The sequence below is a fragment of the Musicola paradisiaca NCPPB 2511 genome, assembly GCF_000400505.1.
Classification (GTDB): Bacteria; Pseudomonadota; Gammaproteobacteria; order Enterobacterales; family Enterobacteriaceae; genus Musicola; species Musicola paradisiaca.
The window spans coordinates 1,877,441-1,904,364 of the sequence record NZ_CM001857.1; the positions used below are offsets into that span (position 1 = coordinate 1,877,441).

A 26,924-nucleotide genomic window follows, 5' to 3' on the forward strand; every position below is an offset into this window, starting at 1 on the left:
TATCAGGAGGTTTCCTGTGAACAAGTCAATGTTGGCAGGTGTAGGCATCGGTATTGCTACATCACTGGGCGTAGCGGCTGTGGCGAGTTTGAATATGTTGGAATCCAAACCGCAGTTCGCGCAGGTGCTGACAGCAACGCCGATCAGGGAAACGGTCAGAACGCCGCGGCAGGAGTGCAATAATATGACCGTCACACATCGTAAACCGGTACAGGATGAAAACCGGTTGGCCGGGTCGCTGCTCGGTGCGGTGGCTGGCGGCGTGTTGGGGCATCAGGTCGGCGGCGGCCGCGGTCGCGATGTGGCGACAGTCGCCGGTGCGCTGGCGGGAGGGTATGCCGGCAATCAGGTGCAGGGGCAGATGCAGGATAATGATACCTATACATCAACCCAGCAGCGTTGCCAGACGGTTTATGACAAAGCGCAGAAAGTGCTCGGCTATGACGTCACTTACCGTATCGGCGACCAGGAAGGCAAAGTCAGGATGGAGCGCGATCCCGGAACCCGTATTCCGCTGGATCGCAATGGCCAACTGGTGCTGAATCAGGCTGGATGATGTTCTATCTTTCAGACTCATACCTGCACACAGGGGTATGAGTCACCTTATTCCCGTCATTCGTGAATCATCACGCGCAATGCCTTCACTGCTGCTGTTCGTCATATCTCATCGCGGAACCTGTGTTCAGTCGACGACGGCGCCTCAGTCATAGAGATCGTAATCCTGCACCGGGCAATGCTGTTTGCTGGCGCGGATCCGTTTTACCGACTCCCGAACGATGAGCGTACCGTTCAGCATCATATTTCCTGCGGGGCGACCCGGTTGCAGCAGTTGCAATTGCAGCAGCCGCACGGCTTCGCGCCCCAACTCTTCCCGCGGCACCAACACGGATGTGAGGGGGATATCCTGTACGGCGGCCAGGTTAGCGCTGTCCATGCTCATGATGGAAATATCCTGCGGGACGCGCAACCCGGCTTTCAGCAGCGCATTGACCGCGCCCACGCACATAAAATCACCACCGACCAACAGGGCCGTCGGCCAGCAATCCTGCGGCGTATCGGCAAGATAGCGGCTAACGGCGAGTTCGGCCTCGGAGGTGCTAAACCCTTGGGTCGTAAGCAGGCAGGCATCATCGGAAAATGGCAGGTTATGTTGTTGATAGGCATCGCGGATCCCCGCCAGACGCCATTCCATGGTATAGCGGCGCAGACAAAGCAGCGTGAGGATCTGCCGATGCCCCTGTTCAACCAGATAGTTGGCGGCGAATTCGCCGATGAGCCGATGAGCCGGCGAAACGCCAGCGAGCTTCATTTTGCGGTCAAAGCAGTTGATCAGTACACAGGGTTTGCCCAAATCAGCGGCCAGTGCATGGATGTAGGGATCATCAATACCGATCAACACGGCGCCTTCAGCGTCCGGTGAGGACATTTTTTCCAGAAACAGCGTGACATCACTGTCATTTTCCGCCAGCCCGCAGTATTTCAAACGCACGTCGTAGGCATCGAGCGCATCGTGAATCCCTTGCAAAACCTTGTGATAGAAAATATCGGTGCGGCTGTTGAACGCGCGTTCCGGCGCGAACACCGTCAGGCTGTTCATAAAGAGCCGACCGCTGACCAGATCGTCCATCACGCCATGCTGCCGGGCCGAGGTCAGTATGCGGGTTCTGGCGGTTTCGCTGGTGTTGGATTTCCCAGCCAGCACCCGTGATACCGTGCTGATGGAGAAGCCGGTTTGCTGGGCAATTTCTCGTATTTTGAGGTTCTTTTTCATTTTGTGATCCGGCTCAATTTGAGAAATGAAAAAATTTTCATCAATCAAAAATCGTTTCAGTACGGGAGGTGAGCGTCTGAAAATGACATTCTGGACGCTACCATGAAAATCCTTGCAAAAAAGTGAGTATCTCCGGCTTTTCAATTTTTCTAGTCTGAGCCGGGCAATAGGACGGGCAAGTGCACGGCTCTCGTATTGTCTGAAGAAATAAAAAATAGACATTCAGGCGCGTTTGAAAAATTTAGAACATCTGGATGGTGAACGACGATCGCGTTTCACTATCATCTGCCGCAAGGAAAACGTTATGAGTCTCGATGTAAATTCCTCGACTTCCGCTGTTAACCAAAAACGTAAATTCAAGCACCTGCGCTGGTGGATGCTGGCGCTGTTTCTGTTAGGCGTGACGGTGAACTACATCACACGCAACTCGCTCGGTATTCTGGCCCCTGAACTGAAAAGTGTGATGCACATCAGCACTGAACAGTATTCGTGGATCGTTGGCGCGTTCCAACTGGCGTATACCCTGTTCCAGCCGCTGTGCGGATGGTTGATTGATGTCATCGGGCTCAAGCTGGGCTTTATGATTTGCGCCACCATCTGGGCGTTGATGTGTCTGTTGCATGCCGGGGCGTCAAGCTGGATCCATCTGGCCATCCTGCGCTTCATGATGGGCGGTGCGGAAGCCGCCGCAACGCCGGCCAACGCCAAGACCATCGGCGACTGGTTCCCGCGTCAGGAGCGTCCGGTCGCCGCCGGCTGGGCCGGGGTGGGGTTCTCCATCGGCGCGATGCTGGCGCCGCCGATCATCGTGGTTGCTCATACTGCGTTGGGGTGGCAGGGCGCCTTCCTGTTCGCCGGGGTATTGGCGCTGCTGTGGGTAGGGCTGTGGGCGTTTTTCTACCACCAGCCGGAAAAACACCCCAATCTGAGTGCGTCTGAACTGGCTTTTATCCGTCAGGACAATGAACCCGAACCCGTAAAACAGCCGTTCCTTACCGCGTTAAAAAACGTGATGAAGAATCGCCGTTTCTATGGTATCGCCATCCCGGCGTTTATGGCGGAACCTGCCTGGGCGATGCTGAGCTTCTGGGTGCCGCTCTATCTGGCCAATGAACGCGGTATGGATCTGAAGCAAATCGCCATGTTTGCCTGGTTGCCGTTCCTGGCGGCGGATTTCGGCAGTATCGCCAGCGGCTACCTGACTAAGCTGTACACCCGGCTGTTCGGCTGCTCCCGCATCAATTCGGTGGTGGCCAGTTCCGTCACCGGCGCATTCATGATGATTTCGCTGGCGATGGTCAGCATGACGAAAGACCCGTACCTGGCGATTGCGCTGATTTCCATCGGCGGGTTTGGGCATCAGATCATCTCCTGCATGCTGAGCGCGGTAGTGGTTGAATCTTTTGATAAAGGCCAGATGGCGACGGTTAACGGGATGCGCGGCGCCAGTGCCTGGATCGCCAGTTTCCTGTTCTCGCTGGTGATCGGCGTGACCGCCGACAAAGTGGGTTATAACCCGTTGTTTATCGCTATGGGGTTCTTTGATTTGTTTGGCGCGATTTTCCTGATTACGTTCATTGCCGAACGTCGTCAACGCGCGCACTGATATTGAAAATACGGAACGGATGAGCCGCGTATGAAAACATTGAAAAACTGGGAGTTCCATCAGCAGACAGCCGATCGCATCGAGCTGTGCGTCGAAGGAAAACATATCTTTCAACTGTATGTGCTGGCGCCGGGGCTGATGCGGGTGCTGATCAAACAGCACGGTATGCTGCGGCTGAACCGCACCTGGAGCATTGCGCCCGAGGCGGATGTGCCCTGGGAAGGGCGTCGTCGGGACAGTGCCGAAGGGTTTCCGCTGCCGGGCTATGAACTGGACTGGCAGGAAGAAACGCTGTGGGTCACGGCGGATCGGCTACGAGTGGCGATCCATCAGCCGCTGTGGCTGGAGTGGCAATACCAGGCTGAGGACGGTACCTGGAAAACGTTGGCGGCCGATCGCCCGACCAGCGCCTATCAGCTGAATGCGCATGGCGACGGCGTGGCGCACTACCAACGGCGTTTCGCTGAAGAGCGTTGCTACGGTCTGGGGGAAAAGGCCGGCGATCTCAACCGTTCGGGACGGCGTTTCGAGTTCCGTAATCTGGATGCCATGGGGTATAACGCGGCGACGACCGACCCGCTGTACAAGCATCTGCCGTTTACCATCGTCAATCATGATGGCGTCAGCTACGGGCTGTTTTACGACAACCTGAGCTCCACCTGGATGGATTTGGGCAATGAGATCGACAATTATCACCAGCCTTATCGCCGTTATCAGGCGGAGGCCGGGGATCTGGATTATTACTTCCTGTTCGGCCCGAAAATCGCCGATGTCACCAAAGCATTCGTGCGCCTGACCGGGAAGACCTGCTTTGGCCCGAAATGGAGCCTCGGTTATAGCGGTTCCACCATGCACTACACCGATGCGCCGGACGCGCAGCAGCAATTGCAGCAGTTTATCGCGCTGTGCCGTCAGCATGAGATCCCTTGCGATTCATTCCAACTGTCGTCCGGCTATACCTCGATCGGCAATAAACGTTATGTCTTTAACTGGAACTACGACAAGGTGCCGCAGCCGGAACGGATGTCGCAGTCCTTCCACGATGCCGGTATGAAGCTGGCGGCTAACATCAAGCCTTGTCTGTTGCAGGATCACCCGCGTTACGCGGAAGTGGCGGAGCGGGGGATGTTTGTGCAGGATTCGGAGTCCGGTCAGCCGGAACGTTCCAGTTTTTGGGATGACGAAGGCTCGCATCTGGATTTCACCAACCCGGAAACCGTTGCCTGGTGGCAGGAAAACGTCACCCGACAATTGCTGGAGAAAGGCATCGATTCCACCTGGAACGATAACAACGAATTTGAAATCTGGGACGGTGAAGCGCGTTGTCACGGTTTTGGCGAACCGATCACCATTAAGCATATTCGGCCGCTGATGCCGTTGTTGATGATGCGGGCGTCGATGGAAGCGCAGCAGCGTTTCGCGCCGGAGCAGCGTCCTTACCTGATTTCCCGCTCCGGCAGCGCCGGGATGCAGCGCTATGTTCAAACCTGGAGCGGTGATAACCGCACCAGCTGGCAGACGCTGCGTTACAACACCCGGATGGGCGTGGGGATGAGCCTGTCAGGGCTGTATAACGTCGGGCATGATGTGGGCGGTTTCGCCGGCAATAAACCGGATGCGGAGCTGTTTGTGCGTTGGGTGCAAAACGGCGTGATGCATCCGCGTTTTACCATCCATTCCTGGCATGACGACGGTTCAGTGAATGAACCCTGGATGTATCCGGAGGTGACGCCGATGATCCGGGACGCCATCCGGTTGCGCTATCGTCTGCTGCCTTATCTCTACACGCTGCTGTGGCAAGCCAGTGCGGACGACGAGCCGATGCTACGCCCGATGTTCCTCGACCACGAGCAGGATGCGCGGACTTTTGACGAAAGCGACGACTTCATGCTGGGGCAGGATTTGCTGGTGGCGAGTGTGATGGAGCCGGGACAGCGCCGACGTCAGGTTTATCTGCCGGATAACCACACCGGTTGGTACGATTTTTACTGCGGCGACTGGTATCCGGGCGGTCAGATGGTCGAACTGGACGCGCCGCTGGATCGCTTGCCGCTGCTGGCCCGGGCCGGGGCGATGATCCCGGTATCGGCACGCGAGGCGTTTGTCGATCAGGCCGCAGACGACCAGCGTGCCTTCCTGGTCTTCCCGTCGCAGGAAGGTTGCCATCAGGGGATGCTGTTCGAGGATGATGGCGAAACCCATGGGTGGCGTGAAGGTCAGGCGTTGTGGCTGCGTTGGGAGATGCGCTGCGATGCGCAACGCATCGAGGTGACGTTTACCCCGCAGGGCCGTTTCCGCCCGGCATGGCAATCCGTTGACCTGCGTTTACCCCAGGGTGAAACCCGGGCGCTGTACATCAATGGTAAGCCGGCTTGTCGTTATGAACTGTCGCTATGATGTGTAGCGATAAACGGTAGCAATAACATACCGTTATGCCCGGCAGACACGGCCTGCCGGGCAGTCCATCATGGCCGGATGCCGATGGCGTCGACAACCCCGACGTCATCGGCATCGTTCCGGTACGCCAGTGCGACGGCGTTGTCTGTCATTGTTGAATTTTTTGCATTTTATTCCTTGATGTGGCCAGGTTAACCCGACGCCGATATTGCGTTTATCAACAGGTAATGAAAGGGTATTATCCTGTTGACTGCATTCGGTTTTGCCAGTGGGATCAGGCCCGGATGCCGTCGGATAGATTGGACGTTTATTGCGGGCACCGGGAATACTTATGCTGAATCATTCGGACATTCATCGTTATCTCTTACGTATTGGGGTGGAAACCTTGCCAGAGGCGCCGCGCCCCCGGCTTGATGCTCTCCATCTGGCGCACCTTAGGCACATTCCTTTCGAAAACCTCGACGTTATTTTCCAAAAGACCATTATCCCCGGCTTGCCGGCCACTTACGACAAAGTCGTCGAGAGGCGCCGCGGCGGTTTCTGCTTTGAGTTGAACTACTGTTTTTATGTGCTGCTGAAGTCGCTGGGGTTTGACGTCCAGATGCTGGCCGGGCAGGTTTGGAATGAGGAAGGGTTTTACGGGCGGCCGTTCGATCATCTGTTTGTGCTGGTAAAACTGCCGCAGGAAACGGTGCTGGCGGATATCAGCTTCGGTGATGCGTTCAGTGTTCCGTTGCCGATCGACGGGCAGGTCTCGCACGAGCGTGACGTCAGCTTCCGGGTTGAGGATTGTTATGGCGAATATCGGCTGTTGAAGCGTTCGCCGACGCAGGCGTGGCAACCGCTGTACAAATTTTCTTTGCAACCGAGACAGTTACATGAGTTCGACGAGATGCTGGCCTATCACCAACATTCGCCTGCCTCGCCGTTCACCAGCAAGGCGCTGTGCACCCGGTTGACGCCGGAAGGCCGGATAACGCTGTCCGATAATAAATTGATCGTCACGCGGTACGGGCAAAAAACGGAACAGAGCGTGGGCAGCGTCGACGAGTACGTCTGTTGCCTGCGGGAACGCTTTGGTATTGAACTGCCGGCGGAGTACAACCTGCCGGCATGGTTTGAACGCTGCGGCGTGGTAACGCCGCAGGCGTAACATTAGTGGAAGAGGGTTTGTGCCCAGCGGGCCAACCCGGCGGTAACGGAACCGAAGTCATCGCCGCTGGCCAGCGGTACGCCCGGCAGGCTTTGCGTAATGGCGGTGCGCAGCAGCGGTGAACGGGCGCTGCCGCCGGTCAGGTAGATGATGTCCGGCTTGGTGTGACTGGTTTCCTGTACGCGCTCCAATTGCAGCCGGATATGCTCCAGCGGTTGCTCGATGGCGTCCTGCAACTGGCCGACGCTGATTTGCGTGCTCAGCGCATCGTTGATGAAAGACAGCGTGGCCTGTGAATGCGGCTGTTCCGACAGCGCGATTTTCTGCTCTTCCGCCAGCCGAACCAGCCGGTAACTCAGCCGTTGCCGCCATACCGTCAACAGATGTTGCACCTGCGCCGGTTCCCGCGCCGTTTGCACCAGTTCGCGCAGCAGTTTACCGCAGGCGGCGCTGTAGAATTCGTTTTGCGCCGGTACATCGTTGACGGCGACCGCGTTCCACCATGGCAACACCGGCAACGCAGTGCCTTTTTCCGTGATGCCGTTCATCCCGAGCAATGGGCACAACTGTCGGAATGCCAGCATGATGTCCAGATCGTTACCGCCGACCCGGCAGCCGCTGTGGCCCAGCAGGCTTTCGGTGCGCTCGCGCCGATTCATCCAGTTCGGCCCCATCAGCAGCATGGAGCAGTCGGTGGTTCCGCCACCGATATCCACCACCATCACCCGTTTTTCCTGTTCGAGCGTCGCTTCAAAATCCAGGCCGGCGGCCACGGGTTCGAACTGGAAAGCGACTTGCCGGAAACCGGCGCGTGCGGCGGCGCGGGCCAGAATGCCCTGAGCCTGTTGGTTGGAGGTTTCACCGCCCATCCCCTGAAAGTTTATCGGCCTCCCAATCACGGCGTGCTCGATCGGCTGGTCGAGGTGCTGCTCCGCCTGCTGACGGATATGCAGCATCATCGCGCACACCAGATCCTCAAACAGCGCCACCTGCTGCGTTTTCAGCCCAATGGCCCCCAGAAAAGACTTGGGCGATTTGACGAACCAAACCTCCTCCGGATCATCCATATAGTGCGCCAGCGCGCTCAGGCCGAACTTCACACTGTCGGCCGTTACCCGGATATCCTCTTCCTGGTTGTGTGCGATGGCGCGCTTCAGCAACTGCGCGTTTTCACCGTCTGCCGGTACCTGATGGCTGCGCCACAGCCATTCGCTGATAGCTTCGCGTCCCGGCCCGCACAGCATCGAGGGTAGATAGGGCGACGGCCCCTCCAGCGGCAACAACCGCGGCATACCCTGTTCCATGACCGCCACCGAGCAGTTGGCGGTTCCGTAGTCAAAACCTACAAACATCATAAAATCCCCATGCCAATAGAGAAGGGGGCGGAATTTAGCGCCTGGCGCAGGGGTTGTAAAGATGCTGAGCGGTAAAAACCTGTGTTCGCACGGGATGTTGTTTGCCGGAAAGAACGGCGCAACCGCGTTGCCGGGGGATGGAAACTGACTGGAGAACGGGCGATGCGGAATGTCGACGCCAATTTTGGGGAAATAAAGTCATACCCCAGCGTTGAACCTGTGGCGGGAGTATAATCGCGCACGATTTCTGTTATGGAGCAACTGACGATGAATGACGAACAACAACGGTTTCTGGCGTGCTATTTACAGACATTGACGGCGGATGAGCGCAATGCGATCCCCCGTATTCTGGCGGAGCATTTTTGTGCCGATAAAACCCATGCCAATTTATGTGCCGACCTGATTTTGACAGGGAAAAAACGTGCCTCCTGCAGCCTGAAAGCGGCATGGGAGCATGACAATCAACCGTTGCCGCAGGTCGGCCAGTTGACGGTAGTGCTGAACTGGGCGCAAAAACCGGTTTGTATTATTCGGATGACCGATGTGTGTCTGTGCCAATTCGATCAGGTCACGCCGGAGTTTGCCGCTCTGGAAGGCGAAGGGGATGGTAGTTATCTCTGGTGGCTAAAAGAGCATCTCACGTTTTTTACCGACTACGCCACAACGAGCGGTGTTCAGTTTGAGACGTCGTCGGATTTGGTGCTGGAGTATTTTGAGCGGGTTTATCCGTGATGCGGCGATGATCAGTCTCGGTCTACGATTTTTGTAGCCAGGTTTTCACGCATTCATCGAAGGGTAAGGGGCGCGAAAAAAGGTATCCCTGTAGGTAATCGATATTTTTTTCTGACAGAAACTCTGCTTGGAATTCGGTTTCCACGCCTTCTGCAATGGTTTTCAGATTCATGTTTTGGGCCAGATCGATGACGCAATTTACCAGCGGGGTCGACTGGGAATTCTCATCGATCATGCTGATAAACGATTGGTCGATTTTTATCAGATCGGCCTGCAATTGCCGCAGATAATCAAAATTGGAATACCCGGTACCGAAATCATCCAGCGCAATCAATATTCCCGCTGCCTTGAGATTTTGGAAAAAACGCAGGGTTGTGGGGGTAATTTCAATTTTTTCGCGCTCGGTAATTTCCACCATCAGGCGTATTTTTCGGGTGCCCAGCGCATCAATGAAATACTTGCAATCATCGATAAACCCTTCGTACTGGCAATGTTTGGCGCTGATGTTGATGCCGATATGCAAATCCTCGGGCAGGATATCCTGACAGGAAATAAGATCATTAATCACACGTTCCATCAGCAGGCGGGTTAACGGAATAATCAGCCCGCTCTGCTCACTGAGGGGAATAAAAACATCCGGGGAGATAAACCCGGTTTTCGGGTGATACCAGCGCGCCAGCACTTCAAAACCATAGAGTTCGCGTGATTGGGTGGAAATAACCGGTTGGTAGAACGGCACAATTTCCTGATTACGAATGGCTCGTTTCAGCGCTTCTACCGGGGAGGTAATGCGCGACGTGTATTTGTAAGCCAGCATGCCGGAACCCAGCGCAATCAGGAATACAATCAACAGCGTCATTTTTTCCTGATCCCAGAAGTCGACGAGCGTGTAATTGTCATCGACGGTATACAGGATGGAAAAATAATAATGCCGGGAAGGTACCTCGACGTAATTGGGGAGTGTGCGTTCGTCGAACGGCGCGACCATCCCATCCCGGGATAGCCAGGTTGCGCCAACGCGCAAATACAGATCACGTTGTTTACTCAGCGAATTGAGAATATTGAACAAGTGGATGCCATGAATACCTGCAGCGACACTGCCGTTTTCCGTGGTTTCCATATACATCACCAACGGTTTGTTGGGGGTCACGGAGTTTCCTGGCAGCAAAGCCAGTTGACCTTTGTAAAAGCGCTCAAGCGCCGCCGGACGGTTATCAACCCCAAATAATGATGAACAGTAAACGATATCGTTTCTCACCAGACTGATTGTACGGAGATAATTTTCGATAGCGGCCAGCATGTTCAGTTTTCTGATGACTACCGTATCGCAGGGCACCGTCAACAGTGTTTTCCCAAGATTCACTACCCGCTGCGCATCGTTAAAGATCGTTTCAATATCGTTGACAGCCTTCACGGCACTGACGTTGGCATCCTGTATATCTGATTGATAATTATGGTAATAGATAGCACCGCAGCCGATGGCTAACATCGCTAAAAATGTCAGAATAGCGATCAATCTGCGCATTCGTATCTTGCCTTCTTTATCTTCATCGCTTTTACATATCGGCGTGGCTGCTCTCTATTTTAGAGCAGAGCATAAAATCAGCTTAGGCGGAACCGGTATGCTGCGCCATATCGTTAAGTAATTCAGCGACAAATGTCAGCCGCTGCTGTCTATCGCCTTGTTCCCGAATAAATTTCAGACGGGTCGGGCCATCCAGACGATAGACGCTCGGGTTGCGCTGCAACAGACCGATCAGGTGCGTCGGATCGACACGGTTATGCGGGCTGAACTCGACGAAACCGCCTTTATCATTACCTTCTATCCGTTTGATCCCCAGCGATTGTGCCTGCTGACGCAGCCCGGCTATTTGCAGCAGGTTGCGGGCGGCATCCGGCAGTTTGCCGAAGCGGTCGATCAGTTCAACTTTCAGATCATCCAGCTCGTCGTCGCTATGGGCGCTGGCGATGCGCTTGTAAAACGACAGACGGGTGTTGACGTCGGGAATAAAATCGTCGGGCAGCAGGGCTGGCAGGCGCAGTTCGACCTCCGTCTGACTGCTGATCAAATCCTCCAGTGACGGCTCGCGCCCGGCCTTGAGTGATTCCACCGCGCTTTCCAGCAGCTCCATGTACAACGAAAGCCCACGCTTTCCATCTGGCGCTTGGTCTTCCCCAGCAGCTCGCCGGCGCCGCGGATCTCCAGATCATGGGTGGCGAGGGCAAAACCGGCACCCAGATCCTCCAGCGAAGCGATGGCCTCCAGCCGTTTGTGGGCATCGGCGCTCATGGTCTTGGGATTCGGGGTCAGCAGATAGGCGTAAGCCTGATGATGTGAACGACCGACGCGGCCGCGCAACTGATGCAACTGTGCCAGGCCGAAATGGTCGGCCCGCTCGATGATGATGGTGTTGGCGCTGGGGATATCGATGCCGGTCTCGATAATGGTGGTGCACACCAGCACGTTGAAACGCTGGTGATGGAAGTCGTTCATCACCCGTTCCAGATCGCGCTCGCGCATCTGACCGTGGCCGATGGCGATGCGAGCTTCCGGCACCAATTCACCCAATCGCTGCGCGGCTTTGCCGATATTTTCCACATCGTTGTAGAGGTAATAAACCTGACCGCCGCGCAGGATCTCACGCAGAATGGCTTCACGCACCACCAAACTGTCATACTCGCGCACAAAGGTTTTGACCGCCAGACGGCGGGCCGGCGGCGTAGCGATGATGGACAGATCGCGGATGTTGTGCATGGCCATGTTCAGCGTGCGGGGGATCGGCGTCGCCGTTAAGGTCAGAATATCCACATTGGCGCGCATGGCTTTGATGCGTTCTTTGTGCCGCACCCCGAACCGGTGTTCTTCATCGACGATCAACAAGCCCAAATCACGCCAGTGGACGTCGCTTTGCAGCAGCTTATGGGTGCCGATCAGAATATCAACCTTCCCCTCCTGCGTTTCCTCCAGCACTTGCGTCTGCTCGCGCTGGCTGCGGAAACGGGACAGCATTTCGATCCGCACCGGCCAGTTGGCGAAGCGGTCGCGGAAGTTGTCGTAGTGTTGCTGAGCCAGCAGCGTGGTGGGAACCAGCACGGCCACCTGTTTGTGGTTCTCCACCGCCAGGAAAGCGGCGCGCATCGCCACCTCGGTTTTGCCGAAACCGACGTCGCCGCACACCAGGCGATCCATGGCCAGCGGCTGACACATGTCGCTCAGCACCGCGTTGATGGCCTGTTCCTGATCCGGCGTGGTTTCAAACGGAAAGCGTTGACAGAACAACTGGTATTGCTCGCGGTTGTGCCGGAAGGCAAAGCCGGTTTTGGCTGCCCGTTGGGCGTAGACATCCAGCAGTTCAGCGGCGACGTCGCGCACTTTCTCGGCCGCTTTTTGTCGGGCGCGCGCCCAGGCGTCGCCACCCAGTTTATGCAGCGGCGCGTTGTCTTCGGCGCCGCCTGCGTAACGGCTGATCAGGTGCAGCGAGGAGACCGGCACATACAGTTTATCTTCGCCGGCGTAGTGCAGGATCAGATATTCGGCTTTCACGCCGCCCGCTTCCAGGGTGGTTAATCCTACATACCGGCCAACGCCATGTTCCAGGTGCACCACTGGCTGGCCGGGGCGCAGCTCCGCCAGATTGCGGATCAGCGTATCGGCGTTGATGGTGCGGCGGTTATCCTGCCGACGGCGATTGATGCGCTCACCGAGCAAGTCGCTCTCGCAGATGAGCGCCCGCTGGCGCAGCGTATCGATAAAGCCGTGTTCGCTGGCGCCGATCGTCAGCGAGAATCGCGCGCTTGCAGCCAGACGCGGGATCGCCACCGGTACGATCTTGATGCGAGATAGCAACGCCTGCAACGTTTCACGGCGTCCTTCGCTTTCCACGGAGAAAATGATCTGGCCGTCGAACTGTTCGGTAAACTGGCGTAATGCATCCAGCGGCGATTTGTTTTGATGGCGGATCGCCAGATCGGGCAGGGCTTCATAGCCCAGATTTACGTGAGCCGCTTTTTTTGGCAGGGTCTCCTGGCGCAACTGGACGCGCGGCCAGGGCTTCAGTTCAGCGAACAGCGCATCCACCGGCAGCCACAGATCGTCCGGCGGCAGTAACGGACGCATCGGGTCAATGCGTCGGCTTTGGTAGCGCTGCTGGATATCCAACCAGAAACGTTCGGCGCTACTCTGAATATCGCCGGTGTTAACCAGCAACGTACCGGCGGGCAGATAGCTGAACAAGGTTGGCAGCGGTTGGCTGAAAAACAGCGGCTGCCAGTATTCGATCCCGGCAGGGAGAATATTTTTGCTCACCAACTGGTAGAGATGGTCGGCATCCCGGCGTACCTCGAACCGCTCGCGCCATTGGCTGCGGAACAGCTCTATCGCGTTTTTTTCGGTGGGGAATTCCCGGGCGGGCAGCAGGTTGATGTGGTCAACTTCGTTCAGCGTTCGCTGAGTATCGACATCGAACAATCTTAAACTGTCGATTTCATCGTCAAAAAAATCAATGCGGAACGGCTCTTCACTCCCCATCGGGAACAGATCGAGCAGCGCACCGCGAGTGGCGAATTCACCGTGCTCCATCACTTGATCGACGTTGCGGTAGCCGGCTTGTTCCAACTGGCTGCGCAATTTGTCCCGCGATAACCGTTGCCCTTTTTTTCAACACCAACGCATGCCCATGCAGGAAGGTATGCGGACACACTTTCTGCATCAGAGTGTTGACCGGTAGAATCAGCACGCCGCGCGTCAGCGTGGGCAACTGGTAGAGGATGGACAGACGGGCGGAGATGATTTCCTGATGCGGGGAAAAGCTGTCATAGGGCAGGGTTTCCCAATCGGGCAACGTCATGATCGGCAATTCGCTGAACTGCTGGATTTCATCCCGCAGTCGCAGCGCATTCTGCATGTCTGGTGCAATCAGTACCACCAGGCCGGTATGGCGTTCAATGATTTCCGCACATTCAACGGCGCAAGCGGCGCCGGTAAGCTGGCCTAGCAGACGTTGTTCGCCTGCAGTGGCAGGTAAGGAGTAGCGATATTGTTCAGGCATTATCCAGTTATCAGCGCTTGCCCTCGTCTCAACTAAGAAAAAGCCGGGAAGAGAGGGGGTTAGGGTTCCATAAAGCAGAGCTACCCATTATTATCCTTGATCACTTTGCTTTAGCAACCTCATCCAGACGGATTTCATGTATCAACCTGTCGCGTTATTTATCGGTTTGCGCTACATGCGCGGCCGCGCCGCCGATCGTTTCGGACGGTTTGTATCCTGGCTTTCCGCTATCGGTATCACTCTCGGCGTGATGGCGCTGGTCACTGTGCTTTCGGTGATGAATGGTTTTGAACAGGATCTCGAAGACAGCATTCTGGGGCTGATGCCGCAGGCGCTGATCACCACGCCCCAGGGGTTTCTTGACCCGCAAACGCTTCCCGCCCCGACGCTGAATGCGCTCAAAGGCGTCACACAGATTACGCCGTTGACCACCGGCGACGTGGTATTGCAGAGCGCCCGCAGCGTGGCGGTGGGGGTGATGCTCGGCGTCAATCCGGAACAGCCGGAGCCGCTGGCGCGCTATCTGGTTAACGCCAGTATGCAAGCGCTGAAACCGGGGGATTATCAGGTGATCCTCGGCGAGCAATTAGCCGCACAACTGGATGTTAAGCGCGGCGATCAACTGCGGCTGATGGTGACTAGCGCCAGCCAACTGACGCCGATGGGCCGTATTCCCAGCCAACGTCTGTTTACCGTTGCGGGCACCTTTTACGCTCACAGCGAGGTAGACGGTTATCAATTGTTGGTTAATCAGCAGGATGCCTCACGATTGATGCGCTACCCGGCGGGGAATATTACCGGTTGGCGCTTGTCGCTGGCGCAACCGCTGGCGGTGGATGTCCTGGCGCGTCAATCCCTGCCGCAGGGGACGGTGTGGAAAGACTGGCGCGAGCGCAAAGGCGAGCTGTTTCAGGCGGTGCGGATGGAGAAGAACATGATGGGGCTGTTACTGAGCCTGATTGTGGCCGTCGCCGCGTTCAACATTATTACTTCACTGGGATTGCTGGTGATGGAAAAGCAGGGCGAGGTCGCGATCCTGCAGACGCAGGGGCTGACCCGGCGTCAGATCATGACGGTGTTCATGGTGCAAGGCGGTAGCGCCGGCGTGACCGGCGCGTTGTTGGGCGCGTTGCTGGGCGTGGCGCTGGCCAGTCAGCTCAATACGCTGATGCCGGTGTTAGGGTTGCTGATCGATGGCGGTTCGCTGCCGGTGCAGATCCAACCGTTGCAGGTGGCTGGCATTGCGCTGGTGGCCATGCTGCTGGCGTTGCTCTCCACGCTTTATCCTTCCTGGCGCGCCGCCGCCGTCCATCCCGCAGAGGCTTTACGTTATGAATAATTCACCTTTATTGCAGTGTCACCGCCTGTGCAAGCGCTATCAGGAAGGGAAACTCTCCACCGATGTTTTGCGGGATGTGACGTTTGAGATGCAGGGTGGCGAAATGATGGCGATTGTGGGCAGTTCCGGCTCAGGGAAAAGCACGCTGCTGCACCTGTTGGGCGGGCTGGACACGCCGACCTCCGGCGATGTGGTGTTCAAAGGGCAGTCGCTGAGTTCGCTGTCGGCGGCGGCGAAAGCCGCGCTGCGGAACCGTGAACTGGGGTTCATCTACCAGTTTCACCACCTGCTGCCGGACTTCTCCGCGCTGGAGAACGTGGCGATGCCGCTGCTGATCGGCCATGTTGCGCCGAAAGAAGCGCATCAGCGCGCGCTGGAGATGCTGGCGGCGGTGGGGCTGGAAAAACGCAGCCAGCACCGTTCGTCCGAGTTGTCGGGCGGTGAGCGTCAGCGGGTGGCGATTGCCCGTGCGTTGGTGAACCGGCCGTCTTTGGTGCTGGCGGACGAGCCGACCGGGAATCTGGATCAGCGTAACGCCGACGCAATCTTTGAGTTGTTGGGCGAGCTTAACGTGCGTCAGGGCACCGCGTTTCTGGTGGTGACGCACGATCTCCATCTGGCTCATCGTCTTCATCGTCAGTTGGAGATGCGCGATGGGCAATTACAACAGGAATTGACCCTGACGGGGGATGCACGATGAGTTTTCCTCCACTGTCGCTGCGGGTGGGGCTGCGTTTTAGTCGCGGTCGTCGCTGTAGCGGGATGGTGTCGTTGATTTCAATCATCTCTACCCTCGGTATTGCGCTGGGGGTGGCGGTGCTGATTGTCGGTCTGAGTGCGATGAACGGTTTTGAACGTGAGTTGAATAGCCGCATTCTGGCGGTGGTGCCTCACGGCGAAATCGAGGCGGCCGAACAGCCGTTCAACCATTGGCAGCCGCTGATCCCCAAAATTGAGCAGGTGCCCGGCATCGTTGCCGCTGCGCCTTACGTGCGCTTCACCGGCTTGCTGGAAAACGGCGCAAGTTTACGCGCGGTGCAGTTCAAAGGCGTGGAGCCGCAAGAAGAGGGCCGGCTGAGCGCGTTGCCGCAGTTTGTGCTGAATCAGGCCTGGTCGCGTTTTCGCGCCGGCGAGCAGCAGGTGATTATCGGTAAAGGCGTGGCGGATGCCTTGGGCGTGAAGGCGGGGGATTGGGTAACGGTGATGATCCCCAATAGCGACCCGCAGATGAAGTTGCTACAGCCCAAACGCATTCGTCTGCAGGTTAGCGGCATTCTGCAACTGAGCGGCCAGTTGGATCACAGCCTGGCGTTGGTGCCGCTGGCGGATGCCCAGCAATATCTGGATATGGGCGATGCGGTGACGGGGATCGCCATCAAAGTGACGGATGTTTTCGACGCCAGGAATCGGGTGCACGATGCCGGCGAGGCGACCGGTGCTTATGTCTATATCCGCAGTTGGATTGGCACCTACGGGTATATGTATCGTGATATCCAGATGATCCGCACCATCATGTATCTGGCGATGGTGCTGGTCATCGGTGTCGCCAGCTTCAATATCGTGTCGACGTTGGTGATGGCGGTGAAGGACAAAAGCGGCGATATCGCGGTATTGCGCACACTGGGAGCAAGCGACCGTCTGATCCGCGCTATTTTTATCTGGTACGGTTTGCTGGCCGGGCTGCTGGGTAGCGTCCTCGGGACGGTGTTCGGGGTGATTGCCGCCCTGCGTCTGACCGCTATGATCCGTGGGATCGAATCGTTGATTGGCCATCGTTTTCTCTCCGGCGACATCTACTTCATCGACTTTCTGCCTTCTGAGCTGCATATCCTGGATGTGGCGCTGGTGCTGGCGACGTCGTTGGCACTGAGTCTGCTTGCCAGCTGGTATCCGGCGCGGCGCGCCAGTCGCATCGACCCCGCCAGAGTATTGAGCGGCCAGTAACACCCGCCTTGTATGATGATTGTGCGCTGCGTTCGACGCGGCGCGTTTTCTTTCTACGTTCAGCCATTCTGAGGACGTACATGTACTACTACGGTTTTGACATGGGAGGCACCAAGATTGAGCTGGCGGTCTTTGATGCCGGCCTTCGGCCTGTATGGCGCAAGCGGGTGCCTACACCTCACGACGATTACCACCTGTTGCTGGCGACAATCGCTGCGCTGACTCATGAGGCGGATGCGCGCTTTGGCGTGGGGGCGGTCGGCATTGGCATTCCCGGTGTGGAACAGGGGGTGGACGGGCCGTTGTTGACCGCTAATTTACCGGCGACGATGGGACGTTCGTTGCGCGCAGACCTCAGGCGGTTATTGCAGCGTGATGTTCGGCTCAGTAACGACGCCAACTGTTTTGTACTCTCGGAAGCCTGGGATGAGGAATTCCGGCAGTATCCGGTGGTTTTGGGGATTATTCTCGGCACCGGTATGGGGGGCGGCCTGGTGGTGAACGGGCGGTTGGTCGACGGTGCGAACGGTATCGCCGGCGAGTTCGGCCATTTCCGTCTGCCGGTGGACGCGCTGGATATCTTGGGGGCGGATATTCCCCGGGTGGCGTGCGGATGCGGGCAGCGGGGATGCGTGGAGAATTATCTGTCCGGCCGGGGGTTCGAGTGGCTTTATCAGCATTTTTATCAGCAGGCCCTGCCTGCTACCGCGATTATCGCCGCCTATCGACAGGGCGATCTCAAGGCGGTGGGGCATGTCGAGCGTTTTATGGCGCTATTGGCGGTTTGTCTGGGCAATCTGCTGACGATTGTCGATCCCCATCTGGTTGTGCTGGGTGGCGGGTTGTCGAATGTTGACGAAATCTATCAGCAATTGCCGCAGCGCCTCGCCGCCAGCTTGTTGCCCATCGCCCGAGTGCCGCGGATTGAAAAAGCGCGTTATGGCGATGCGGGCGGCGTGCGGGGGGCGGCCCTGCTACACTTTACGGTGGTAAACGAATAGGTTAGTGCGGTAACGAATAGGGAGCCGACATGCAGCCGCGTCAGAGGTTACGTCGTTTTCGTCTGCGAGAGCGGTTGCGCCGCCAGCGGCTGCGTGCCGGTATTTTTCATTTTGATTATCTGGTGGTCAGAAACGTGAAGACGCCGCGTGTAGTGGTACTTACCGGAGCAGGGATTTCTGCGGAATCCGGTATTCGCACTTTTCGTGCATCGGACGGACTTTGGGAAGAGCATCGGGTCGAGGATGTGGCAACGCCGGAGGGCTTCTACCGCGATCCGCAAACCGTACAGAATTTCTACAATCAACGCCGTCGTCAGTTACAACAGCCGGAGATTGCGCCCAACCCCGCGCATCTGGCACTGGCGGAAATGGAGAAAGCGCTGGGGGATCACTTCCTGCTGGTGACGCAGAATATCGATAATCTGCATGAGCGTGCGGGCAGCAAGCGTATCGTGCATATGCATGGCGAACTGTTGAAAGTACGCTGTAGCCAGAGCGGACAAGTATTTGAATGGAAAGGGGATGTCGCAGCAGATGAGCGTTGCCACTGCTGTCAGTTTCCGGCGCCATTGCGTCCGCATGTGGTGTGGTTCGGTGAAATGCCGCTGGAGATGGATCGCATTTACCATGCGCTCAGCGAAGCGGATGTGTTTATCGCCATCGGTACGTCCGGCCATGTCTATCCAGCCGCAGGGTTTGTGCATGAAGCGCACTCCCACTGTGCGCATACCGTAGAGTTGAATCTGGAACCCAGCCAGGTGCAAAGTCAGTTCGACGAACATATCTACGGGCCAGCCAGCAAGGTGGTTCCTGCCTTTGTGACCCAGTGGCTGGCCAGGCATAACCTACTGCCCGCCTGATGGCTCCTCCGTCTGGACTACCGCCGTACCCTTGGCTACGGCGGTAGATTCATGCGGCAAGATTCAAGAGACAAGACTCATGAGGCAAGATCTATGAAGCATGGTTTTTCGCTTCCGGCGTTGAGTGTTGCAGGGGATGCAGGCACTCATCCGTCTGGTCGAACGGCGGGTTGGCGGCGTGACTGTAAAGACAGTATTCACATTCGGTACAGGTAAGGTTTTCCGTGCTGTCCGTGCGAGGGAAAGCGCGAGGTGAGCGGCGACGTGTAAACAATGCCCGGATGAGTGATGCCAGCATGACGATACTCCCTGATGCGTGCCTTTGTACTGGTAGCGGCCAGCGGCTGTGCGGATCTCCGTCGTGTTTCCCGGTTATGCCTCGACGAGAGCGGAACGTCCGCCCGACGCCCAATATTGGATAGCAGTGCGCAGGTGACGGCGTCTGCAGGTAGTTATGGTTAATAAATAGACAGATGTCAATTATTGATGATAACGAACCTCTCATGTGCTGCGCCTGACCAAGCGCCATGCGGTTAAGCGTGATGTGCTTGGCGATGCACAAAAGAGGGGGAGATGCCCGCAACTGGCTGTTTTCCTGGACTGGCCCTGCCGGCAACGAGAGCCATGGATGTGTATGGCGCCAGGAGGGAATATTTTTTACATGATCTTGATATTCCTCATGATATGACGATGATCAAACCATGCCGCGTAGCGAGAGGCGAGCGGTTATCCGCAGGCATCGTTGACGCCTGATCAGGTTTCATCCTTTTTGTTTGCAAACTTTCTGATGGTAATCGTTCAATGCAGCCAGTCGGCGTAAGTTATTCCCAATTGAAGCAGCGGCAGCGTCGACGCGATCGTCAGCGTGTGTTCGGGCTGGCGCTGATCGCGTTGTTGGTCTTGTTGGTCAGCCTGTGCGCGGGCGATCGCTGGATATGGCCGACACGGTGGCTGGAATCGGATGCGTCGCTGTTTTTATGGCAGTTGCGCCTGCCGCGTACCATCGCCGTTATGCTGGTGGGCGCCAGCCTGGCGATGGGAGGCGCGGTGATGCAGGCATTGTTTGATAATCCGCTGGCCGAGCCGGGATTGTTGGGCATCTCCAGCGGCGCGGGTGTCGCTATGGTGTTGGCGGTACTGGTCGGTCAAGGCGCGGTGTCGGTCTGGGGATTGAGTCTCTGTGCTATCGCCGGCGCCATGCTGATTACGCTTGTGCTACTGCGAATCGCCAGAACCCGGGTATCGAACGCCAGATTACTGCTGACCGGCGTGGCATTCGGCATTATCTGCAGTGCGCTGATGACCTGGGGTATCTATTTCAGCACCAGCATTGACCTGCGCCAATTGATGTACTGGATGATGGGCGGTTTCAGCGGCGTCGACTGGCGTCAGTCGGGCGTGATGTTGGCGCTGCTGCCGCCGTTGTTTTGGCTGGCGCGCCGGGGAGAGATTCTCAATCAACTGGCGTTGGGTGAGATTGCCGCCCGGCAGTTGGGCGTCCCGGTGTTTTACTGGCGTAATGTGCTGGTGCTGCTGATGGGGTACATGGTCGGACTCAGCGTCGCGCTGGCGGGTGTTATCGGGTTTGTCGGTCTGGTCATCCCGCATATTTTGCGCTTGTGCGGGCTGACGGATCAGCGCTATCTATTAACCGGATGTGGTCTGGCCGGCGCCGCGGTGTTGATGCTGGCCGACACGGTGGCGCGAACGATGCTGGCGGCGGCGGAGTTGCCGGTCGGCGTCGTGACCGCCACGCTCGGTGCGCCCTGGTTTATCTGGCTGTTGCTGCGCCGCCGGGCGTAATTTTTTCGGCCGCCGAAGAGCGGCTTTTCACCATACAGGAACAGACAATGAGCAACGATTTGTACGCAATTCCCCTGCAAACCATCGATGGCCGCGCCACGACGCTGGATAGCTGGCAGAACAATGTCATGCTGATCGTCAATGTGGCTTCCCAGTGCGGACTGACCAAACAGTATGAAGCGCTGGAAAATCTGTATGAAACCTATCGCGATCGCGGTTTTGTGGTGCTGGGTTTCCCCTCCAACGAGTTCGCCGGTCAGGAACCGGGCAGCAATGAGGAAATCCTGGCGTTCTGTCGGGGCACTTTCGGGGTGCAGTTTCCCATGTTCGGCAAGATCGACGTCAATGGCGCCGGCCGCCATCCGCTGTATCAGGCGCTGATCGCGGCGCAGCCGGAAGCGGTTCGTCCTGCCGGCAGCGAGTTTTATGAACGCCGGGTGAGCCGCGGGCAGGCGCCAGCGCACCGGGAAGATATTCTGTGGAATTTCGAGAAATTCCTTATCAATCGACGCGGCAAGGTGATCGCGCGTTTTTCGCCGGACATGACGCCGGACGACGGTGTGTTGGTGAAAGTGATTGAGCAGGTGCTGGCACAATAATTATGCCTGACGACGTCCTGCTTGAATTGCGGGGGACGGGGGTGCCGCAACGTCTGCATCCCCTGGATGCCCGATGCTATCGCGGTGAATTGTTGCATATCATCGGCCCGAACGGTTCCGGCAAAAGCACCCTGCTGGCGGTGATGGCGGGGTTACTGACGCCGCACGGGGATGTCCTGTTACAAGGGCAATCGCTTCCGACGTTGTCGGCGGGAGTGTTGGCTGAAATGCGCGCCTATCTGCCGCAACAATATCCGGCGTTGGCCCGTATGCCGGCGTTTCAGTATTTGCAACAACATCAGCCGGTGTCGGCGGATGAGACGGCTGTCGACGACGCCGTCAGCCATATCGCGCGCAGCCTGTCGCTGACGGATAAGTTGCACCGGCCGCTGACCCAGCTCTCCGGCGGCGAGTGGCAACGAGTACGGCTGGCGGCATTGCTGTTGCAGGTCTGGCCGTCGCTCAATCCCCAGGCGCGGTTGCTGTTGTTGGACGAACCGACGACCGGGTTGGATATTGCCCAACGGGTGGCGCTGGATACGCTGTTGGCGGGTCTGTGCCTGGCGGGCATTACCGTGGTGGCGTCGAGCCACGATCTGAACCACACGCTTCACCATGCTGATCGGGTTTGGCTGATGTCGAAAGGGACATTGGCGGCGCAAGGAACGGCTGAGGACGTCATGCGGCCAGAACAGTTGGCGTCGGTCTTTGAGGTGGCGTTCTTGCGGTATGTCCTGGATGGCCGCTATTGGATGATGGCGGTTGGTGATTGAAAATCAACCCGTCAACAGCGGTGAAATGCCCCTGTTTTCTGGCGATTAGCGTTGAAATATGTTGATAGGATAAGCGACGAAAAGGTTCGACGGGTCATTCCAGAGAGTGAATAGCCTGCTGACGCATAGAGGGTGATGGCATGATGCGCTGGAGGGTCTGGTTATTGTTGATAAGCCTGACGTTGGCGGGGTGTAGCGGCCACGGGCCGCAGCAGAATGCCCGCTTGGGCGATTCGGGCGAAGTGCGTTCGCAACTGAATGCCCAGTTGTCCACATGGCGCGGGACGCCTTATCGCTATGGCGGACTGGATCGGGCCGGCATTGATTGTTCAGGCTTTGTTTATCTCACCTTCCGGGATCGTTTTGGCTTAATGCTGCCCCGTTCGACGGAAGAGCAGACTGAAGTCGGTACCCGGATTGATCGCGATGAACTGTTGCCGGGTGATTTGGTGTTTTTCCGAACCGGCAGTGGCGGCAGCGGGTTGCATGTCGGCATTTATGACAGCCATGATGAATTTATCCATGCATCGACCAGCCGTGGCGTTACGCGATCATCCCTGAATAATGTGTACTGGAAACGGGCTTACTGGCAGGCCCGCCGTATTTAACGTGCCGGTCATTTTGTCGCTTTCGTTATGGAGTCGGTTATGTCGTCACTGCGTTTGCTGCTTTCTTCGTCTGTTGATCCTTGGTTCAATCTGGCGGTGGAAGACGGTATTTTCCGTCAGATGTCTGCGACCCAGCGGGTGCTGTTTTTGTGGCGAAACGCCGATACCGTGGTGATCGGCCGGGCGCAGAATCCGTGGAAAGAGTGCAATACCGGGCGCATGGAACAGGATAACGTTCGGCTGGCACGGCGCAGCAGCGGCGGCGGGGCGGTATTTCACGATTTGGGCAACACCTGTTTTACCTTTATGGCAGGCAAACCGGGTTACGACAAAGGTATATCGACAGGCATTATTCTGCGGGCGTTGGCGATGTTGGGCGTGGATGCGCAAGCCTCTGGGCGTAATGATCTGTTGGTGAATACCGCCGACGGCGCGCGCAAGATTTCCGGTTCCGCCTATCGTGAAAGTAAAGATCGTGGGTTTCATCATGGCACGCTGTTGTTGGATACCGACCTGTCACGACTCGCCAACTATCTGAATCCGGACGTTAAAAAGTTACAGGCCAAGGGGATTACCTCCGTGCGTTCCCGTGTCGCCAATTTGACGGAGCTGTTGCCTGACGTTTCGCACGAGGCGGTGTGTAACGCCATTGTCGCGGCGTTTTTCGAACACTATCAGGAGCGCTGTGACGCGGAGTATATATCGCCGGAGGCGTTGCCGGATTTGCCGGGATTCCGCGAGCAGTTCGCCCGGCAAAGCAGTTGGACATGGAATTTTGGCCAGGCGCCGGATTTCTCCCATGTGTTGGATACCCGTTTCGACTGGGGCGGTATCGAACTGCATTTTGATGTCGAAAAAGGGGTGATCAGCCGTTGTCAGCTTTTTACCGATAGCCTGAATTTAACGCCGCTGGAAACATTCGCGGAGAAAATGGTGGGGGTGGCGTATCGTCCGGATGCGGTTTTGGCTTTGGGGAAGGAACTCGGGAATATATTTCCGGCACAATGTAAGGATTTTGATGCATTGAGTGTCTGGTTAGCGGAAAGCATTCGTTAATAGATGGTTCAGCATATTGATGTTTTGTCTGAAAAATGAAAAACAGATTGTTTTGCTAAAAAGTTCAACTATAACTTAGCAGTGGAATTTGTAACGTAATATTGGGTATTCGCGTTAAAAGGGATTGAGATTATTAATAAAAATTTCGACTGTGTATTCGGAGCGCGGAGGGGGTTGTTATGACTGTCCGTTTTCCCAGGATGAAGTTATCGTTAGTAATCTTTATGGGTTTTAGTGGAGTTGTTGCAGCGAATAGCGTCAGGTCTGGTTGCCCAGACAGCCCGTATTATCGGGTTTTTAACTTTTAACCCTGGCTATAACACTATGCGTATCCAGCTTGAAGTTGATTATGTTAATCACTACAGTTTTCTTCCTGTCTATGGCCTGGATGCCCGGCTGATGGCGGTGGAAATAGTGAATAGGTTTCATAATGAATCCAATAACTTATCAATGCCGCAGGAGTTTTTGTCGGGGACGTTAAGTCAAAGGCAGAGAAAGGCTTTGCTGAAAGAACAACTAACGATCTTGAAGAGCAAGTCTTCCTGGTTTATCGATAACAACATTAACGCACTGCTTAAGATTGATTATTCGCTGGCCGAGATTTTCGTTGAAGACGATGTATTGAATGAGGATTTTCAATCGCTTCCCTTTTTACATCTCGAAATGAATGAAACCGTCTCCGATATTTCACGAGGGGGGGATTTCTCGTACCTTTATAAGCTCGGACATGATTTCCCACTCTGGTTGGATAATTTTGGTTCCGGGAAAATGAATCTGAAACCTTTTTATGACGGCATTATTCATGGTGTAAAAATGGATGTCAGATTTGTTGGAAAATTATTAGCCCGACCGACTTCAGTTTCTATTATCAATCCGATGCTGCGTGTGATGAGACGCCATTGCCCTGATTTGAAAGTGGTGGCAAAAGGCATTGATGATAAATCGTTTCTTGAGAAAGCCTTTGAGATTGAAGTCAATGCCGTTCAGGGCAACCTGTGGCCGGCATTTTCTCAAGAGACGCTGGATTTACCGCTGCCGATATCCCGCCATAAGCAAGGCGTTTCGTGTTGAGTTGATGTCTTCCTCGCGATAAAAGGCGCGTTTCAGACGCGCCTTTTTGCATCGGTAACGTATAAATATTAACGAGATGTGTTGATTTATCGTCCTGTGGCGTAAAGGCCCTGCGGTTATTCCGTGTTAATTCCCTGAATACGGTTTTACACTGTGTTTACATGGCAAGGGGGATCGCATGTCTCGTCATCTGCAGTTTGATAATCATTATCACCGGCAACTGCCCGGTTTCTATACCGAATTACAACCCACACCGTTGCAGGGCGCGAGGCTTCTCTATCACAGCGCGCCTCTGGCGCGCGATCTGTCGCTCGATCAACACTGGTTCGAGGGTGACAACCAGCGTATCTGGTCAGGAGAAATCAGTTTACCCGGCATGGCGCCGCTGGCTCAGGTCTATAGCGGCCATCAGTTTGGCGTGTGGGCCGGGCAGTTGGGCGACGGGCGCGGCATTTTACTCGGGCAACAACGGCGGGAAGATGGCTACACCTATGACTGGCACCTTAAAGGCGCGGGGCTTACGCCGTATTCCCGGATGGGGGATGGGCGTGCGGTATTACGCTCGGTAGTCCGGGAATTCTTAGCCTCGGAGGCGTTACACCATCTGGGGATACCCACCACGCGGGCATTGACGATTGTAACCAGCGACCATCCCGTGCAGCGGGAACAGGAAGAGCGCGGCGCCATGCTGTTGCGTGTGGCGGAAAGTCATGTGCGGTTCGGCCATTTTGAACATTTCTACTATCGTCGTGAGCCGGAACGTGTACGCCAGCTGGCAGATTACGTTATTGCTCACCACTGGCCGCATCTTCAAACGGACGTGGATAAATATGCTGTATGGTTCGGCGAGGTGGTCGTGAGGACGGCGCAGTTGATCGCGCAGTGGCAGGCGGTGGGGTTTGCACATGGCGTGATGAATACCGATAACATGTCGATTCTGGGGATGACGCTGGATTACGGTCCCTTCGGGTTTATGGATGACTATCAACCGGGATATGTGTGCAACCATTCAGATCATCAGGGACGCTATGCGTTTGATAACCAACCTGCGGTTGCATTATGGAATTTGCAGCGTCTGGCGCAGTCGTTGTCGGAATTGATACCGGTGGCGCAGTTGCAGCAAGGTCTGGCGGGCTATGAACCTGCGCTTATGCAGCGCTTTGGCGAATTGATGCGCGCCAAACTTGGTTTTATGACCGCAGACAGCCAGGATAACGCGCTGTTGGTCGAACTGTTGCAACTGATGCATAAGGAATCAGCGGATTATTCCTCTGTTTTCCGGTTGTTATCTGAGACTGAGCAACAGAGTGCGCTGACGCCGTTACAGGATGTTTTTATCGACAGGCCGGCATTTGATGTATGGTTCAGTGCTTACCGGCGCCGTCTGGCGGCGGATGGTTGCGATGATGATAGGCGCCAGCGTGTGATGAGGCAGGCGAACCCTCGATTTACGCTACGTAATTATTTGGCGCAGCAGGTTATTGAGCACGCCGAGCGGGATGATGTCGCACCACTACAGCGATTGCATCAGGCCCTGATGCATCCTTATGACGAACAGCCTGATGCATCCGATCTGGCGGTACCGTCGCCAGACTGGGGAAAACATCTGGTTATTTCTTGTTCCAGTTAATCGCGCCATTGTGGATATAGTGGATCTGTGAGCGAGAGTGATGAATTCTGTTGGGGCGACCGCAAGCTCCAGCTGCGTTCAACTCTGTTGCTGACAGATTTGCCGATCACCTTAATCACTTGCCGAAGTAAGTTGATTGAAACGCTTTCCTGCAACTCGAATTATTCAGGTGATATGC

21 protein-coding genes and 1 pseudogene are annotated in these 26,924 nt (G+C 56.1%); 17 read left to right on the plus strand and 5 right to left on the minus strand.

Features of this window, described 5'->3' with window-relative positions:
* The first annotated feature begins 16 nt into the window (after nucleotides 1-16).
* A complete protein-coding gene (locus DPA2511_RS08290; protein ID WP_012765223.1) occupies nucleotides 17-556 on the plus strand; it encodes a glycine zipper 2TM domain-containing protein in 540 nt (179 codons plus the stop codon).
* 144 nt (nucleotides 557-700) lie between these two features.
* Here DPA2511_RS08290 and DPA2511_RS08295 read toward each other — a convergent pair whose 3' ends face one another.
* Nucleotides 701-1,771 carry a LacI family DNA-binding transcriptional regulator gene (locus DPA2511_RS08295; RefSeq protein ID WP_012765224.1) on the minus strand — a complete coding sequence of 357 codons (1,071 nt, stop codon included), beginning with the start codon at nucleotides 1,769-1,771 and terminating at the stop codon, nucleotides 701-703.
* A 304-nt stretch (nucleotides 1,772-2,075) separates the two neighbouring features.
* Between DPA2511_RS08295 and DPA2511_RS08300 the strand changes: the two genes are divergently transcribed.
* The 3 genes from DPA2511_RS08300 to DPA2511_RS08315 all read left to right on the plus strand — a co-directional run bounded on the left by DPA2511_RS08300 (nucleotide 2,076) and on the right by DPA2511_RS08315 (nucleotide 6,927).
* Nucleotides 2,076-3,377: an MFS transporter gene (locus tag DPA2511_RS08300; RefSeq protein WP_012765225.1), complete on the plus strand. Its 1,302-nt coding sequence runs from the start codon at nucleotides 2,076-2,078 to the stop codon at nucleotides 3,375-3,377.
* 30 nt (nucleotides 3,378-3,407) lie between these two features.
* On the plus strand, nucleotides 3,408-5,774 hold the full coding sequence (locus tag DPA2511_RS08305; protein ID WP_012765226.1) for a glycoside hydrolase family 31 protein: 2,367 nt from the start codon (nucleotides 3,408-3,410) through the stop codon (nucleotides 5,772-5,774).
* Nucleotides 5,775-6,105: 331 nt separating this feature from the next.
* Nucleotides 6,106-6,927 carry an arylamine N-acetyltransferase family protein gene (locus DPA2511_RS08315; protein WP_012765227.1) on the plus strand — a complete coding sequence of 274 codons (822 nt, stop codon included), beginning with the start codon at nucleotides 6,106-6,108 and terminating at the stop codon, nucleotides 6,925-6,927.
* 2 nt (nucleotides 6,928-6,929) lie between these two features.
* Here DPA2511_RS08315 and yegD read toward each other — a convergent pair whose 3' ends face one another.
* On the minus strand, nucleotides 6,930-8,279 hold the full coding sequence (gene yegD, locus DPA2511_RS08320; RefSeq protein WP_012765228.1) for a molecular chaperone: 1,350 nt from the start codon (nucleotides 8,277-8,279) through the stop codon (nucleotides 6,930-6,932).
* Between the two features lie 255 nt (nucleotides 8,280-8,534).
* On the opposite strand from yegD, the gene DPA2511_RS08330 reads away from it, so the two are divergent.
* Entirely contained in the window at nucleotides 8,535-9,014 is a 480-nt protein-coding gene (locus DPA2511_RS08330) for an ASCH domain-containing protein (protein ID WP_196805857.1), read from the plus strand.
* Nucleotides 9,015-9,036: 22 nt separating this feature from the next.
* Here the strand turns inward: DPA2511_RS08330 and DPA2511_RS08335 are convergent, their stop codons facing one another.
* Both DPA2511_RS08335 and mfd read right to left on the minus strand, forming a co-directional pair.
* The gene (locus tag DPA2511_RS08335) at nucleotides 9,037-10,539 is read right to left on the minus strand and encodes an EAL domain-containing protein (protein ID WP_012765230.1); all 1,503 of its coding nucleotides are present in this window, start codon (nucleotides 10,537-10,539) and stop codon (nucleotides 9,037-9,039) included.
* A gap of 82 nt (nucleotides 10,540-10,621) precedes the next feature.
* A pseudogene (gene mfd, locus DPA2511_RS21340) lies at nucleotides 10,622-14,062 on the minus strand (transcription-repair coupling factor).
* Between the two features lie 136 nt (nucleotides 14,063-14,198).
* On the opposite strand from mfd, the gene lolC reads away from it, so the two are divergent.
* The 5 genes from lolC (at nucleotide 14,199) to cobB (ending at nucleotide 19,206) form a co-directional block, all read left to right on the plus strand.
* Entirely contained in the window at nucleotides 14,199-15,401 is a 1,203-nt protein-coding gene (lolC, locus tag DPA2511_RS08345) for a lipoprotein-releasing ABC transporter permease subunit LolC (RefSeq protein ID WP_012765232.1), read from the plus strand.
* The gene (gene lolD / locus DPA2511_RS08350; RefSeq protein ID WP_012765233.1) at nucleotides 15,394-16,101 is read left to right on the plus strand and encodes a lipoprotein-releasing ABC transporter ATP-binding protein LolD; all 708 of its coding nucleotides are present in this window, start codon (nucleotides 15,394-15,396) and stop codon (nucleotides 16,099-16,101) included. Before lolC ends, lolD begins: the two co-directional genes overlap by 8 nt.
* Complete coding sequence (gene lolE, locus DPA2511_RS08355; RefSeq protein WP_012765234.1) at nucleotides 16,098-17,345, plus strand: lipoprotein-releasing ABC transporter permease subunit LolE; 1,248 nt, start codon at nucleotides 16,098-16,100, stop codon at nucleotides 17,343-17,345. Before lolD ends, lolE begins: the two co-directional genes overlap by 4 nt.
* A gap of 80 nt (nucleotides 17,346-17,425) precedes the next feature.
* Entirely contained in the window at nucleotides 17,426-18,346 is a 921-nt protein-coding gene (gene nagK, locus DPA2511_RS08360; RefSeq protein WP_012765235.1) for an N-acetylglucosamine kinase, read from the plus strand.
* A gap of 29 nt (nucleotides 18,347-18,375) precedes the next feature.
* Nucleotides 18,376-19,206 carry a Sir2 family NAD+-dependent deacetylase gene (cobB, locus tag DPA2511_RS08365; protein ID WP_012765236.1) on the plus strand — a complete coding sequence of 277 codons (831 nt, stop codon included), beginning with the start codon at nucleotides 18,376-18,378 and terminating at the stop codon, nucleotides 19,204-19,206.
* 91 nt (nucleotides 19,207-19,297) lie between these two features.
* Here cobB and DPA2511_RS23405 read toward each other — a convergent pair whose 3' ends face one another.
* Nucleotides 19,298-19,504 carry a hypothetical protein gene (locus DPA2511_RS23405; RefSeq protein WP_012765237.1) on the minus strand — a complete coding sequence of 69 codons (207 nt, stop codon included), beginning with the start codon at nucleotides 19,502-19,504 and terminating at the stop codon, nucleotides 19,298-19,300.
* A gap of 503 nt (nucleotides 19,505-20,007) precedes the next feature.
* Here DPA2511_RS23405 and btuC point away from each other — a divergent pair.
* The 7 genes from btuC (at nucleotide 20,008) to DPA2511_RS08400 (ending at nucleotide 26,746) form a co-directional block, all read left to right on the plus strand.
* Nucleotides 20,008-21,009, plus strand: a complete 1,002-nt coding sequence (gene btuC, locus DPA2511_RS08370; protein WP_012765239.1) for a vitamin B12 ABC transporter permease BtuC — start codon at nucleotides 20,008-20,010, stop codon at nucleotides 21,007-21,009.
* A gap of 47 nt (nucleotides 21,010-21,056) precedes the next feature.
* A complete protein-coding gene (locus DPA2511_RS08375; protein WP_012765240.1) occupies nucleotides 21,057-21,608 on the plus strand; it encodes a glutathione peroxidase in 552 nt (183 codons plus the stop codon).
* A 2-nt stretch (nucleotides 21,609-21,610) separates the two neighbouring features.
* Nucleotides 21,611-22,381, plus strand: a complete 771-nt coding sequence (btuD, locus tag DPA2511_RS08380; RefSeq protein ID WP_012765241.1) for a vitamin B12 ABC transporter ATP-binding protein BtuD — start codon at nucleotides 21,611-21,613, stop codon at nucleotides 22,379-22,381.
* Nucleotides 22,382-22,521: 140 nt separating this feature from the next.
* Nucleotides 22,522-22,989, plus strand: a complete 468-nt coding sequence (locus DPA2511_RS08385; protein WP_012765242.1) for an NlpC/P60 family protein — start codon at nucleotides 22,522-22,524, stop codon at nucleotides 22,987-22,989.
* 39 nt (nucleotides 22,990-23,028) lie between these two features.
* The gene (locus tag DPA2511_RS08390) at nucleotides 23,029-24,045 is read left to right on the plus strand and encodes a lipoate--protein ligase A (RefSeq protein WP_012765243.1); all 1,017 of its coding nucleotides are present in this window, start codon (nucleotides 23,029-23,031) and stop codon (nucleotides 24,043-24,045) included.
* Nucleotides 24,046-24,279: 234 nt separating this feature from the next.
* Nucleotides 24,280-25,116 (plus strand): EAL domain-containing protein, encoded by an 837-nt coding sequence (locus DPA2511_RS08395; protein WP_226376639.1) that lies wholly within the window; start codon nucleotides 24,280-24,282, stop codon nucleotides 25,114-25,116.
* Between the two features lie 178 nt (nucleotides 25,117-25,294).
* Complete coding sequence (locus DPA2511_RS08400) at nucleotides 25,295-26,746, plus strand: protein adenylyltransferase SelO (RefSeq protein WP_012765245.1); 1,452 nt, start codon at nucleotides 25,295-25,297, stop codon at nucleotides 26,744-26,746.
* The last annotated feature ends 178 nt before the right edge of the window (nucleotides 26,747-26,924 follow it).

Excerpts from the sequence above, each read along its gene's own strand:
- DPA2511_RS08295 (WP_012765224.1), bottom strand. The coding sequence starts at position 1,771 with ATGAAAAAGAACCTCAAAATACGAGAAATTGCCCAGCAAACCGGCTTC.
- DPA2511_RS08300 (WP_012765225.1), top strand. The coding sequence starts at position 2,076 with ATGAGTCTCGATGTAAATTCCTCGACTTCCGCTGTTAACCAAAAACGT.
- DPA2511_RS08305 (WP_012765226.1), top strand. The coding sequence starts at position 3,408 with ATGAAAACATTGAAAAACTGGGAGTTCCATCAGCAGACAGCCGATCGC.
- DPA2511_RS08315 (WP_012765227.1), top strand. The coding sequence starts at position 6,106 with ATGCTGAATCATTCGGACATTCATCGTTATCTCTTACGTATTGGGGTG.
- yegD (WP_012765228.1), bottom strand. The coding sequence starts at position 8,279 with ATGTTTGTAGGTTTTGACTACGGAACCGCCAACTGCTCGGTGGCGGTC.
- DPA2511_RS08330 (WP_196805857.1), top strand. The coding sequence starts at position 8,535 with ATGGAGCAACTGACGATGAATGACGAACAACAACGGTTTCTGGCGTGC.
- DPA2511_RS08335 (WP_012765230.1), bottom strand. The coding sequence starts at position 10,539 with ATGCGCAGATTGATCGCTATTCTGACATTTTTAGCGATGTTAGCCATC.
- lolC (WP_012765232.1), top strand. The coding sequence starts at position 14,199 with ATGTATCAACCTGTCGCGTTATTTATCGGTTTGCGCTACATGCGCGGC.
- lolD (WP_012765233.1), top strand. The coding sequence starts at position 15,394 with ATGAATAATTCACCTTTATTGCAGTGTCACCGCCTGTGCAAGCGCTAT.
- lolE (WP_012765234.1), top strand. The coding sequence starts at position 16,098 with ATGAGTTTTCCTCCACTGTCGCTGCGGGTGGGGCTGCGTTTTAGTCGC.
- nagK (WP_012765235.1), top strand. The coding sequence starts at position 17,426 with ATGTACTACTACGGTTTTGACATGGGAGGCACCAAGATTGAGCTGGCG.
- cobB (WP_012765236.1), top strand. The coding sequence starts at position 18,376 with ATGCAGCCGCGTCAGAGGTTACGTCGTTTTCGTCTGCGAGAGCGGTTG.
- DPA2511_RS23405 (WP_012765237.1), bottom strand. The coding sequence starts at position 19,504 with ATGCTGGCATCACTCATCCGGGCATTGTTTACACGTCGCCGCTCACCT.
- btuC (WP_012765239.1), top strand. The coding sequence starts at position 20,008 with ATGCAGCCAGTCGGCGTAAGTTATTCCCAATTGAAGCAGCGGCAGCGT.
- DPA2511_RS08375 (WP_012765240.1), top strand. The coding sequence starts at position 21,057 with ATGAGCAACGATTTGTACGCAATTCCCCTGCAAACCATCGATGGCCGC.
- btuD (WP_012765241.1), top strand. The coding sequence starts at position 21,611 with ATGCCTGACGACGTCCTGCTTGAATTGCGGGGGACGGGGGTGCCGCAA.
- DPA2511_RS08385 (WP_012765242.1), top strand. The coding sequence starts at position 22,522 with ATGATGCGCTGGAGGGTCTGGTTATTGTTGATAAGCCTGACGTTGGCG.
- DPA2511_RS08390 (WP_012765243.1), top strand. The coding sequence starts at position 23,029 with ATGTCGTCACTGCGTTTGCTGCTTTCTTCGTCTGTTGATCCTTGGTTC.
- DPA2511_RS08400 (WP_012765245.1), top strand. The coding sequence starts at position 25,295 with ATGTCTCGTCATCTGCAGTTTGATAATCATTATCACCGGCAACTGCCC.